General features: G+C 65.2%; 13 protein-coding genes. 1 reads left to right on the forward strand and 12 read right to left on the reverse strand.

Translation table 11 applies throughout. The annotated features are described in order from the left end of the window. Nucleotides 1–3: 3 nt before the first annotated feature. The 12 genes from D6C00_RS00355 to D6C00_RS00410 form a co-directional block, all read right to left on the reverse strand. Nucleotides 4–759 carry a V-type proton ATPase subunit G gene (locus tag D6C00_RS00355; RefSeq protein ID WP_125179800.1) on the reverse strand — a complete coding sequence of 252 codons (756 nt, stop codon included), beginning with the start codon at nt 757–759 and terminating at the stop codon, nt 4–6. Between the two features lie 54 nt (nt 760–813). Next, nucleotides 814–1857, reverse strand: a complete 1044-nt coding sequence (mltG, locus tag D6C00_RS00360; RefSeq protein WP_125179801.1) for an endolytic transglycosylase MltG — start codon at nt 1855–1857, stop codon at nt 814–816. A 42-nt stretch (nt 1858–1899) separates the two neighbouring features. Then, nucleotides 1900–2727: an aminodeoxychorismate lyase gene (pabC, locus tag D6C00_RS00365; protein ID WP_125179802.1), complete on the reverse strand. Its 828-nt coding sequence runs from the start codon at nt 2725–2727 to the stop codon at nt 1900–1902. Next, nucleotides 2724–4103 carry an aminodeoxychorismate synthase component I gene (locus tag D6C00_RS00370; RefSeq protein ID WP_125179803.1) on the reverse strand — a complete coding sequence of 460 codons (1380 nt, stop codon included), beginning with the start codon at nt 4101–4103 and terminating at the stop codon, nt 2724–2726. Before D6C00_RS00370 ends, pabC begins: the two co-directional genes overlap by 4 nt. Before the next feature lie 25 nt (nt 4104–4128). Then, entirely contained in the window at nt 4129–5373 is a 1245-nt protein-coding gene (gene fabF / locus D6C00_RS00375; protein ID WP_125179804.1) for a beta-ketoacyl-ACP synthase II, read from the reverse strand. 213 nt (nt 5374–5586) lie between these two features. Beyond that, the gene (gene acpP / locus D6C00_RS00380) at nt 5587–5823 is read right to left on the reverse strand and encodes an acyl carrier protein (RefSeq protein WP_096366340.1); all 237 of its coding nucleotides are present in this window, start codon (nt 5821–5823) and stop codon (nt 5587–5589) included. 183 nt (nt 5824–6006) lie between these two features. Then, a complete protein-coding gene (gene fabG / locus D6C00_RS00385; protein ID WP_125179805.1) occupies nt 6007–6750 on the reverse strand; it encodes a 3-oxoacyl-ACP reductase FabG in 744 nt (247 codons plus the stop codon). A gap of 173 nt (nt 6751–6923) precedes the next feature. After that, nucleotides 6924–7868, reverse strand: coding sequence for an ACP S-malonyltransferase (gene fabD, locus D6C00_RS00390; RefSeq protein WP_125179806.1), 945 nt, complete (start codon nt 7866–7868; stop codon nt 6924–6926). Between the two features lie 242 nt (nt 7869–8110). Then, nucleotides 8111–9079, reverse strand: coding sequence for a beta-ketoacyl-ACP synthase III (locus D6C00_RS00395; RefSeq protein ID WP_125179807.1), 969 nt, complete (start codon nt 9077–9079; stop codon nt 8111–8113). After that, nucleotides 9076–10107 carry a phosphate acyltransferase PlsX gene (gene plsX / locus D6C00_RS00400; protein ID WP_125179808.1) on the reverse strand — a complete coding sequence of 344 codons (1032 nt, stop codon included), beginning with the start codon at nt 10105–10107 and terminating at the stop codon, nt 9076–9078. The genes D6C00_RS00395 and plsX overlap by 4 nt, the downstream gene beginning before the upstream one ends. A gap of 89 nt (nt 10108–10196) precedes the next feature. Then, nucleotides 10197–10376, reverse strand: coding sequence for a 50S ribosomal protein L32 (gene rpmF / locus D6C00_RS00405; protein ID WP_096366335.1), 180 nt, complete (start codon nt 10374–10376; stop codon nt 10197–10199). A gap of 27 nt (nt 10377–10403) precedes the next feature. Then, entirely contained in the window at nt 10404–10928 is a 525-nt protein-coding gene (locus tag D6C00_RS00410; protein ID WP_158675229.1) for a YceD family protein, read from the reverse strand. 173 nt (nt 10929–11101) lie between these two features. Between D6C00_RS00410 and D6C00_RS00415 the strand changes: the two genes are divergently transcribed. Further along, nucleotides 11102–12520 carry an acetyl-CoA carboxylase biotin carboxylase subunit gene (locus D6C00_RS00415; protein ID WP_125179810.1) on the forward strand — a complete coding sequence of 473 codons (1419 nt, stop codon included), beginning with the start codon at nt 11102–11104 and terminating at the stop codon, nt 12518–12520. Nucleotides 12521–12554: the final 34 nt, after the last annotated feature.

Genomic DNA, 12554 nt, shown 5'->3' on the forward strand with positions numbered 1-12554 from the left:
CGCTCATTGCAGTGTATCCAGCTCGCGCTGCAGCTCCCGTATGCGGGTGTTGCAGTCCTGTTCGATTTCACTGATGCGCCTGAGTATCTCGGCCTCGCGTGCCTGGCGCTCGGCCTCCTCGGCCTGCAGCTGCTCGATTTCTTCCTGGCGTGCCTGCTGCAGTCGCTTCTGCTCCTCGCGCCAGGCACGCTCCTGGCAGTCGACCCAGGGTGTATAGGGGCACTTCTTGCAGTCGCGTTCATCATAGGGGTCGGGGTCGAGGCAGGCACGGCCGCAGGTCATCAACAGCCGGCCGTTGTCGTTGTTGTAGTAATAGATCGGGCCGTCACCGGTATTCAGGCACTGCAGCTCGACCAGGCGGTCGCAGTGGGTCGGTGCGCTGCAATGTTCCCGGCCATAGCGCGACTCGACGAAGGAACGGATCAGCGGATGCAGACGGGCGCCGGTGGCGGCCGGCGTACCGTCGTTCGATTCGGGGACTGTGACCTCCTCCACCGGTGGGATATCCGTATCGGCGTCCGGGCCGGCATGCCGCCGGCCGGATTCCCGCTCGGCATCCAGCCGTGCCTTCTGCTCGGGCGTGATGACGTAGGGATCGAGCGCTGCGTCCTCCTGCACGGTCGTACCGGTCGTCTCAGGCGTGGAAGTGTCCGCCTCCCCGGCGCCAGCCTCCGGACCGGGCTCCGATTCCGCCCGGACCGGGGCGCTACCGCTTGCCAGCCACAGGATGAGGAACAGCGTGATCAGGATTGTCTGCATCGTATCAATCGACTCATGTATCGGGCAGTGCGTGCAGGCTGACCCGGTGTACGCTCAGGGACGCTTCAGCTGGTAGCGGCGTACCGCCCGGTTGTGTTCCTCCAGCGTGGCGGAAAATACATGACTGCCATCGCCCCGCGAGACGAAATACAGCGCGTCGCCCTCGGCCGGATGCATCACGGCCTCCACCGCCTCGGCACTGGGCAGGGCGATGGGGGTGGGCGGCAGCCCGCCGCGGGTATAGGTATTGTACGGGGTGTCGGTGCGCAGATCACGGCGCCGGATATTGCCGTCGAAGGTCTCCCCCATACCGTAGATCACGGTGGGATCGGTCTGCAGCCGCATGCCCCGTTCGAGGCGGCGGATGAAGACCCCGGCGATGCGGGTGCGCTCCTCGGGCACGCCGGTCTCCTTTTCCACGATCGAGGCCAGGATCAGGGCCTCGTAGGGGGAGTCCAGCGGCAGCTCCGGGTCGCGTCCCTTCCAGGCCTGTTCCAGGTGATTTTCCATGGCGCGCAGGGCTCGCCGCAGGACCTCGAGCTCGCTGGTGCCGCGCGGGAAATGATAGGTATCGGGCAGGAACCAGCCTTCCGGGTGCTGCTCCGGGCGGCCCAGACGCCGCATCAGTTCAGCATCGTCGACCGCCTCCTCCAGGCCGTGCTGCAGGAAGGGTTGTTCGGCCAGGTAGGTGCGCAGCTGCTGAAAGGTCCAGCCCGCGATCAGGGTGACGGGATACTGCACCACCCGGCCGCTGGTGAGCACGCGCAGCAGATCCACCGGCGTGGCACCGGGGGGGATATGGAACTCCCCGGCCTGGATGCGGCCGGCCTGGCCGCTGAGCCGTCCCAGCAGGGTGAGGTAGCGGGGATGGCGGATCAGGCCTTCCTGGTGCAGGCGGCGGGCCAGAACGGACAGGCTCTGTCCCGGCTGGACCTGCAGAACCCGGCCGGTGGTTTCCGTCACGAGCGGCGTGCGCAGGAAGCGTTGATAGTCCAGGTACAGCCAGCCGACCGCGCCCAGGGCGGCGATCAGCAGTGCCAGCAGGATCAGCAGCAGCGGCCGACGCAGGCGGGATGTTTGTGGGTCACTTGTTGTCATGCAGCCATGCCAGCGTTCGTCTACGCATCGAAATGCGCGATTTCAGAAATCCTGGTTATTCAGAATGGTCAGCAGCCTGCGGGTGAGCGGCCCCGTGTCATAACCTTGATCGGCGAGCCGGATCACCGGACGCAGCCCCATCAGGCTGTTGCACAGGAACAGTTCCTCCGCCCCGGTCACGTCATGTCTGTCGATGCGGGTTTCCTCCACCTCGATGCCAGCCTCCCGTGCCGTCTGCATCAGGTGTTCACGCATCACGCCCGCCACGCCGCAGTCATCCAGCAGTGGTGTGAGCAGTGCACCGTCCCGGACCAGGAACAGGTTGCTGGCCACACCTTCGATGACATTTCCCTGCTGGTTGCACAGCAGGCCCTCGTCGATGGCGGGATCCTGCCATTCGGCGCGGGCGATCACCTGGTCCAGCCGGTTGAGGTGCTTGATGCCGGCCAGTGCTGGCTGTGTGGCCAGTCGGTGCCGGCACCAGATTATACGCAGCCCGGCCGCGCTGTGTCGCTGCAGTGAGGCCGGCCAGGCCGAACGCAACAGTATCCGCTGCGGTTCGGGTGCAGCGGGCCGGGCATAGCCGCGGAGCGAAGGGCCGCAGGTATGGATGAGCTTGAGCACGGCCCGTGCGCAGTCCGTAGTGGCCAGTCGCAGTTCCTGTTCCAGCTGCGGCCAGGACGGCGGTGGCAGACCCAGACGCCGGCAGCCGTGTGCGAGCCGTGCCCGGTGAAGCTCCCAGTGGGCGATGCGGCCATCGATGACGGCCAGGGTCTCGAACAGTCCATCGCCGAACTGCAGGCCGCGATCGTAGACACTGAGCTGCTGCTGTGCCACGCCATTGATCCAGGCCTGCTCGGGTTGGCTCATGCCGCGTCCTCCGGCGTGTCTTCCAGGGCCAGCACCAGTCCGCGCGCCTTGTCGCGGGTCTCCTCCAGTTCCTGCTGCGGCTGTGAATCGGCCACGATGCCCGCCCCGGCCCGCCAGTACAGCTGGCGGCCGCGCTGTTCGATGGTGCGGATGAGGATGTTGAGATCCATGTCGCCGTTACGGTTCAGATAGCCCATTGCGCCTGTGTAGGCGCCGCGGCCGCCGGCTTCCAGCTCGGCGATGATCTGCATGCAGCGTACCTTGGGGCAACCCGTGATGGTACCGCCGGGAAACACCGCCCGGATCACTTCGCCCGGGGTGATCTGCGCCCGCAGTTCGCCCTCGACGTTGGAGACGATGTGATGGACGTGGGCATAGGATTCCAGCTGCATCAGTTCGTTGACCCGGATGCTGCCGGGCCGGCAGACCCGGCCCAGATCATTGCGCTCGAGATCGATGAGCATGATGTGTTCGGCGCGTTCCTTGGGGTGGCCGAGCAGCTCATCCGACAGTTCCCGGTCCTGTGCGCCCTCCCCGCGCGGCCGGGTGCCGGCGATGGGCCGGGTGCTCACATGGCTGCCGCGTACCTCGACCAGGCGTTCGGGCGAGGAGCTGATCACCGCATAGTCGGAAAATACCGCCAGGCCGTTGAAGGGACCGGGATTGCGCCCCCGCAGCCGGCGGTAAAGCGCGGCCGGAGGGGTGGGCTCGCCCAGGCTTGCGGACCACAGGCGCGACAGGTTCACCTGGAATACATCGCCATCGCGGATGTATTTCAGGGTGCGCTCGACCGCAGCGGTATAGTGCCGCGATGCCTCCTCGGTCTGCTGCGACAGCGACAGCGTCCCCGGTGCCGGCGATGGCCTTGAGCCGGCCTGTTCGACATCCGTGCGCATCGCTTCCAGCAGGCCGCTGTCGGTTTCACTGACCAGCCACAGTTCGTCTGCGGCCCTGTCATGGATCACCGCGGCCGGACAGCGCACGGCGGTGGCGACGAACGGCATGTGCGCCGGCTGGACCAGTTGCAGTACGGGTTCGACCTCCCGGGCGAGTTCATAGCCCAGCAGCAGGAACCAGCCGCCGGTAAAGGGCAACCCGGACAGGGTGTCCGTCTGCCCCGGGCTCTGCTGCCGCCACCAGGCATCCAGCGCGGTGAGAAAGCCGTCGGCCGTGTCGGCCTGCGGCCCGCGCAGGCGCCCGGGGGCCTCCAGGGTCAGGGCCTCGCCGGGGAAGGCGAACAGGATGTCGTACCGGCCCTGTGCCCCGGCGAGCGCGCTCTGCAGCAGAAAGGGATAGCGTTCCGGGAAGGCCTCATGCACTGCCAGCAGGTCGAAACCGGCCGGCAGTGCGGAAGGATAGCGCTGGGAAACCGCCATGGCGTCCGGCCCGCGGCAGCGGCTGTCAGCCGTTGAAGCGGCGCATGACGATGGTGCCGTTGGTCCCGCCGAAACCGAAGGAATTGGACAGGGCGATGTCGAGCTTCATCTCGCGCGCCGTGTTCGGTACATAGTCGAGGTCGCAGTCCGGATCCGGGGTGGCATAGTTGATGGTCGGCGGAGCGACCTGATCCTGCAGGGACAGCGCAGTGAACACCGCTTCCACACCGCCGGCCGCGCCCAGCAGGTGGCCGGTCATGGATTTGGTGGAGCTGACCGCCAGCTTGTAGGCATGCTCGCCGAAGGTGGTCTTGATGGCCTCGGTCTCGGCCTTGTCCCCGGCCGGTGTGGAGGTGCCGTGGGCATTGATGTAGTCGATGTCTTCCGGTGCGATGCCGGCATCCTTCAGGGCGGCACGCATGCAGCGGACCGCGCCCTCCCCGCCTTCGGCAGGCTGGGTCATATGATGGGCGTCGCCGCTCATGCCGTAGCCGATCAGCTCGGCGTAGATCCTCGCCCCGCGACTGCGGGCGTGTTCCAGTTCTTCCAGCACCAGTACTCCGGCACCGTCGCCGAGCACGAAGCCGTCACGGTCCCTGTCCCAGGGCCGGCTGGCGGTGGCCGGATCGTCATTGCGGGTGGATAGCGCACGGGCGGCGGCGAAGCCGCCCAGCCCCAGTGGGGTACTGGCCATCTCGGCGCCGCCGGCGACCATCACGTCGGCCTCGCCGTACTGGATGAAACGCGCGGCCTGACCGATGTTGTGAGTGCCGGTGGTGCAGGCGGTGACCATGGCGATGTTGGGACCGCGGAAGCCGTGCATGATCGACAGGTTGCCCGAAATCATGTTGATGATACTGCTGGGCACGAAGAAGGGAGAGATCTTGCGTGGTCCGCTTTCGAGCAGGAGGGCGTGGTTTTTCTCGATGGTGCACAGACCGCCGATACCGGAGCCGATGGCCACACCGAAGCGGCCCTCCTCGTCGGAGGTGCCCTCCAGACCGGCATCGCGGATGGCCTGGATGCCGGCCGCCATGCCGTAATGGATGAAGGGATCCATCTTGCGGGCTTCCTTGGACGGCAGGTAGTCCGTGACCTCGAAACCTTCCACTGTCCCGCCGAAGCGCACCGAAAAGGCCGAAGTGTCAAAGCTGGTGATCGGACGGATACCACCCTGCCCGGCCCTGATATTGGCCCAGGCTTCTTCCACGGACAGTCCGACAGGTGCAATCGCACCCAGGCCGGTAATGACTACGCGACGACGTGACAAGATGGCGCCTCTTGGAGATGGAATCTCAAACCACGAAGTACACAGGGGACATCCGAAAACCCCGAGAGTTCAGATCCTCGGAGTCGGCGGACACGGTATGGCGTATGTACACACGCCAATGATGCCCCGCGTGTTCCTGGCGGTCTTGTGGTTCGAATAACAAAAGGCCGCGACCACATCAGTGGCTGCGGCACTGGATTTTACCCGGGCGGATCAGCCCAGATTGGCGTTGATGTAGTCGATCGCCTGTTGCACGGTGGTGATCTTCTCGGCTTCCTCGTCGGGAATTTCGCATTCGAATTCCTCTTCCAGGGCCATCACCAGCTCGACGGTGTCCAGAGAATCCGCGCCCAGATCGTCCACGAAGGAAGCACCCGTGGTGACTTCATCTTCCTTCACACCCAGCTGTTCGACAACAATCTTCTTAACCCGTTCTTCGATATTACTCATGATGAATCTTTCCTCCGAGACTTCAGGCAGTAAACTGCGGCCGGTATTGTAGTGAAAAGCCCCAGGCTAATCCAGCAGAAATACTGCCGGCATCAGCCTGCGCGGCTTCCGCTCCACACCGGGCAGAGTGGATGGATAACTTTCCATATAACAGTGTGATACAACAGTTTCCTATAAAAACCATCAGGCCATGTACATGCCGCCGTTGACGTGCAGTGTTTCGCCCGTGATATAGCCGGCCTCGTCGGAGGCGAGAAATGCCACGGCATTGGCAATGTCTGCCGCGTCTCCGAGCCGGCCCAGCGGGATGCTGGCCAGCAGGGCCTGGCGCTGGTCCTCGGGCAGGGCCCGGGTCATATCGGTGTCGATGAACCCGGGCGCCACCGTATTGACGGTAATGCCGCGCGAGCCGACCTCGCGGGCCAGCGACTTGGCAAATCCGATCATGCCGGCCTTGGCCGCGGCATAGTTGGCCTGTCCGGGATTGCCGCTGACACCGACCACGGAGGCGATGTTGATGATCCGACCCTGTCTGGCCTTCATCATGCCGCGCAGGCAGGCCCGGGACAGGCGGAAGACGGAATTGAGATTGGCATCAATCACCGCGTCCCACTCCTCCGGTTTCATGCGCATGAGCAGGTTGTCGCGGGTGATGCCGGCGTTGTTGACCAGGAGAGTGGGTGAACCGATCTCGTCGCCGATCGATTTCACCAGGGCATCCACCCCGCCGGCGTCGGTGACATCCAGCACCCGGCCGGTGCCCTTGATGCCCTCTGCCGAAAAGGTTTCGCCGATGGCGGCCGCGCCCGCCTCGCTGGTGGCGGTACCGATGACGGTGGCGCCGCGCCGGCCCAGGGTCAGGGCGATGGCCTGGCCGATGCCGCGGCTGGCGCCGGTGACCAGGGCGATGTGCTTGTCCAGACTCATGTCAAATCACCTTTCCGATAGCCGTTCTTGATATAGCCGTAGGTCGGGTTAGCGCAGCGTAACCCGACACAAACGCGGCCTGGTGTCGGGTTACGCACTTCGTGCCAACCCGACCTACACGCTTTCATAGTTTTCGTGGGTTTCGTGGATTTATTAGTAACCATTGCGTGTTTTCAGATCTGTTCCAGCGCCGCATCCAGACTGGCCGGATCGTACACCGGCAGCGCGGTCATGTCCTTCGCGATGCGCCTGTTCAGCCCGGCCAGTACCTTGCCGGGACCGCATTCGATCAGCCGGGTCACACCCTCGGCCTGCATATACCGGATGGTCTCGACCCAGCGCACCGGGTTGTGGAGCTGGCGTGCGAGCAGATCCCGGATCTCGTTGGCGTCGCTGTGCGGCCGTACATCGACGTTGTGAATGACGTTGATGCTGGGGGTGCGCAGATCGGCCCGTGCCAGTTCACCGGCCAGGGCCTCGGCCGCCGGCTGCATCAGGCTGCAGTGCGAGGGCACGCTCACCGGCAGCGGCACGGCCCGTTTGGCGCCGGCCGCCTTCGCCTGGGCCACGGCCCGCTCGACGGCGGCAGCGGCGCCGGCAATGACCACCTGCCCGGGCGCGTTGAAATTCACCTGTTCGACCACCTCGCCCGCGGCGGCCTCCTCGCATACTGCACGCACGGCCTCGTCGTCCAGGCCCAGGATGGCAGCCATGGCGCCCTCGCCCGCCGGTACGGCCTGCTGCATGAACCGGGCGCGACTCTCGACCAGTTTGACCGCGGCGGGAAACTCCAGCACCCCGGCGCAGACCAGGGCGCTGTACTCACCCAGGCTGTGCCCGGCCAGCATGGCCGGACGCCTGTCGGTGGCACGGGCCAGCACCCGCCAGACGGCCACGCCGGCGGCGAGCATGGCCGGCTGGGTCCTGTCGGTCTGGTTGAGCTGTTCTTCCGGCCCGTTCTGAACCAGCTGCCACAGGTCATAGCCGAGCACCTCGGAGGCCTCGGCGAAGGTTTCGCCGACCTGGGGGTGGACGGCGGCGAGCTCACCCAGCATGCCCACGCTCTGCGAACCCTGTCCGGGAAAGACGTAGGCGAGTGTGTAGTCGAAGTCAGTCATGGTTTTCCGTTTATTCTGTATTGCAGAATGCCTTACACAGCGGTCAGGAATATTGGCTACAACGCCGAGGACACCGTCATCCCCGCGCAGGCGGGGATCCAGTAGCCGCGGCGGTATATGGATCCCGCCGGAGCCTGTGCCGGTGCAGGCCGGTACGGGAATGACGTTGCGTCAGTGTAGCTATATATTCTGCCCCTGAGTTGTGTGTTTCTGGCGCTCCTGGCGTCTTGGCGGTTCATAACTCAGAACTTCAGCAGCGCCGAGCCCCAGGTGAAGCCGCCGCCGAAGGCCTCCATCAGCAGGGTCTCGCCGCGCTGGATACGGCCGTCGCGTACGGCGACATCCAGCGCCATGGGCACCGAGGCGGCCGAGGTGTTGCCGTGCTGATCGACCGTCACCACCACCCGTTCCGGCGGCATGTTCAGTTTGCGCGCGGTGGCGTTGATGATGCGGATGTTGGCCTGGTGCGGGATCAGCCAGTCGACATCGGCCTGGGTCATGTGATTGGCCTCCAGGGTCTCGTCGACGATCCGCCCGAGGGTGTTGACGGCCATCCGGAACACTTCGTTGCCCTTCATGTGGATGTAGGCCTCGCCCCGGACCAGGGCGTCGAAGTTGCTGGACACACCGACATTCACGGTCAGCAGGCTTTCGTAGTTGCCGTCGGCATGCAGATGGGTGGACAGGATCCCCGGCTCCTCGCTTGCCTCGAGGATGACCGCCCCGGCGCCGTCGCCGAACAGCACGCAGGTGCTGCGGTCGGTCCAGTCGATGATGCGTGACAGCGTCTCGGCGCCGATGACCAGGGCGCATTTCGCCGCGCCGGTGCGGATGAACTTGTCGGCCACGCCCAGGGCGTAGACGAAGCCGGTGCACACGGCCTGTATGTCGAAGGCCGCGCAGCCGTGGATGTCCAGGCGCTGCTGGACCAGGCAGGCGGTGCTGGGAAAGACGCGGTCCGGGGTGGTGGTGGCGACGATGATCAGGTCGATGTCGTCGGGGCTGCGCCCGGCGGCCTCCAGCGCCCGGCGCGCAGCCTGCTCGGCCAGGTCGCAGGTGGTCTGGTCGTCGGCGGCGATGTGGCGCTTCTCGATGCCGGTGCGTTCCCGGATCCACTGGTCGTTGGTCTCGACCATCTGTTCCAGATCGTGATTGGTCAGCACCTTCTCGGGCAGATAGCTGCCGGTCCCTGTAATGCGTGCGTAGCTCACACCGCCTGCCTTTCGTTCAGTTGCGCTTCCAGTTGATGGTCGATGCGGTCCGGGACCGCCTTCTCGACCTCCTTGACCGCCACTCCGATGGCGTTGGCGAAGGCCTGGGCATCGGCCCCGCCATGACTCTTGATCACGATGCCGCGCAGACCCAGCAGGCTGGCGCCGTTGTAGTTGCGCGGATCGACCCGGCGCCGGAAGGCGCGGATCACTGGCAGGGCGATCAGACCGGCCAGCCGGGTCAGGGGATTGCGGGTGAACTCTTCCTTCATGAACTGGGCGATCATCTTCGCCACGCCCTCACTGGTCTTCAGTGCGACGTTGCCGATGAAGCCGTCGCAGACCACCACGTCCACATCGCCGGTGTAGACGTCATCGCCCTCCACGAAGCCGACATAATTGAGCGAACTGTCGTGGAGCAGGCGCGCGGCCTCCTTGACCTGGTCATTGCCCTTGATCTCCTCCTCGCCGATGTTGAGCAGGCCGACCCGGGGGGCGTCGATGCCGTCAACGGCATGGGCCAGCACCGAGCCCATCACGGCGAACTGGAACAGGTGTTCGGCGGTGCAGCCAACGTTGGCGCCCAGATCCAGCATCAGGGTGCGACCCCTGATCGAGGGAATGGCGGTGAGAATGGCAGGCCGGTCGATGCCCGGCAGGGTCTTGAGCAGGTAGCGCGCAGTGGCCATGAGAGCCCCGGTGTTGCCGGCGCTGACCGCGGCCTGGGCGGTCCCATCCTTGACCAGGTCGATAGCCACGCGCATGGAGGAGTCCTTCTTGAAGCGCAGCGCCCGCGAGGGCAGTTCGTCCATCTCCACCACCTCGCTGGCGTGATGAACGCGCAGACGCTGCGATTGCAGCAGCTGTCGGTGCGGTTCCAGATGTCCTTCGAGTACGGCCTGGTCGCCGACCAGTATCAGTTCCAGCCCCGGATGTTTCGACAGCGCCCTGACGGCTGCAGGGATCACGGCCCCGGGGCCGACATCGCCTCCCATGGCATCCAGCGAGATGACAACCCTATCCGTCACGCGTGTCGTTTATCCGTTGCTAGGGCAGAAACGCGCGCGGCGCGCGAGCCGATCGGCTGCCGCGCGCCGCGTGGTCGAGCCGATCGGTTTCAGTCGAGGTCGCGGTCGATGACCTTGCGACCGCGATAGTAGCCATCGGGACTGATGTGATGACGCAGATGCGTCTCGCCCGTGGTCGGTTCGATCGACAGGGCCTTGCCTTTCAAGGCGTCATGGGAACGGCGCATGCCGCGCTTGGAAGGTGTCTTGCGATTCTGTTGGACAGCCATGGTGTCGACTCCTGCATTGAATGCTAGCTAGTGTTTCTTCAAATCCGTCAATACGGCGAAGGGGTTGTCGCCGGTTTCCTGCTCCGGCGCGTCCTCCCCGCCGGTTTCGGCCGCGGTTCCGAGCCGGGCCGTGCATTCCTGCTCCGCGTGCTTGGGGAAATCGGCCAGTGCGAGCAGCAGCTCATCCTCGACCAGATCCGTCAGTGCCAGCCTGTCTTCCGTCAGCAGCAGCGGCTCGTAACCTTCGGGCAGGCGCTCGATGAGGGCCTCTGATTCGACCAGCCCGAGCCTGACCTCCTGCTGCACCGGAAACCGCATCCGGCCCAGGCAGCGCTGACAGATCAGATGCAGCTCACCCGTGATGCGTCCCGTAATGCCTTCCACCCCGGTATCGAAACGTCCGAAGTGCAGCTCGACCGCCACCTCACCCTCGGTGTCATACAGCTGTTCGGCCAGACGCGTAAAACGCTCGACAGGGAGTGTCCCTTCGAGGATACGGCCCTGGCGGATCAGGGTTACCGGGTCGATCCAGTCCGGCAGGCGCGGGTGCATAAGCGGCGCATCATAATGTCTCCAAGCGCCTGTGTCAAAACAAAAAAGGCCGTTTGTGACAGGCGTCCGGCCGGTCCCCGGCATTGACATGCCCGGGCCTTTTACGTAGAAGTCGCGGACACGCTGCCCGCAGCAGGAACGCCGGAATCGGCCCAGGCCCCAGGGAAATCAACGTGATAAAAAAGGTACTGATCGCCAACCGGGGAGAGATCGCGGTGCGCATCGTGCGCGCCTGCCGGGAGCTGGGCATCCGCTCGGCCGCCATCTTCACCGACGCCGACCGTCACGCCCTGCATGTGAAAAAGGCCGACGAGGCCTACAACATCGGCCCCGACTCGGTGGCCGGCTACCTCAATGCCCACCGGATCGTGAACCTGGCCCATGCCACGGGCTGCGACGCGCTCCACCCCGGTTATGGCTTTCTTTCGGAAAACGCCGAGTTGGCGGAGATCTGCGCCCGCCGCGGCATCCGCTTCATCGGCCCGGACGCCGACGTGATCCGCCGCATGGGCGACAAGACCGAGGCCCGGCGCAGCATGCAGGCCGCGGGCGTGCCCGTGGTCCCCGGCAGCGAGGGCAACCTGGACAGCCTGGACGCCGCCCTGAGCCTCGCGGACGGCATCGGCTACCCGGTCATGCTCAAGGCCACCTCCGGCGGCGGCGGCCGCGGCATCCGGCGCTGCGACAGCGCCGAGGCGCTGCGGCGCAATTATGACCGGGTTCTGTCCGAGGCGCAGAAGGCCTTCGGCAGCGCCGATGTGTTCCTGGAAAAGTGCGTGGTCGATCCACGCCACATCGAGGTACAGATCCTGGCCGATGGACAGGGTAACGTCATTCACCTGTTTGAACGCGACTGCTCCATCCAGCGGCGTCATCAGAAACTGATCGAAATCGCCCCCTCCCCCCAGCTGACCGAGGCGCAGCGCACGCGCATCGGCGAATACGCCGTGAAGGCCGCGCGCACGGTCGGCTACCAGAATGCCGGTACAGTGGAGTTCCTCATGGAGGGCGATGACAATTTCTACTTCATGGAGATGAACACCCGGCTGCAGGTCGAGCATACGGTGACCGAGGAGATCACCGGCGTGGATATCGTCCAGGAGCAGATCCGCATCGCCGCCGGCCAGCCCCTGCGTTATGCCCAGTCCGACATCCAGCGTCGCGGTTTTGCCATGGAACTGCGCATCAATGCCGAGGATCCGCAGAACGACTTCCTGCCCAGCTTCGGCCGCATCACCCGCTATTTCGCCCCGGGCGGACCGGGTGTGCGCACCGACGCGGCCATCTATACCGGCTACCACATTCCGCCCTACTATGACTCCATGTGCGCCAAGCTGACCGTCTGGGCCATGGACTGGGAGGCGCTGCTGAACCGGGCCGAACGTGCCCTGCACGATATCGGGGTCTACGGGGTCAAGACCACCATCCCCTATTTCCTGGAAATCCTGCGCACGCCCGATTTCCGCGCCGCGCATTTCAACACCGGTTTTGTCGAGGCCCATCCCGAACTGACCAGTTACACCGTGCGCCGCCCCACCCGGGAGATGGCGGCCGTGATCGCCGCGGCTGTGGCCGCGCATGCCGGATTCTGATGGATGAAAACCAATCAGCCTCTGCTGCACTACA

This window comes from Thiohalobacter thiocyanaticus (assembly GCF_003932505.1).
In the GTDB taxonomy this organism is placed as follows: domain Bacteria; phylum Pseudomonadota; class Gammaproteobacteria; order Thiohalobacterales; family Thiohalobacteraceae; genus Thiohalobacter; species Thiohalobacter thiocyanaticus.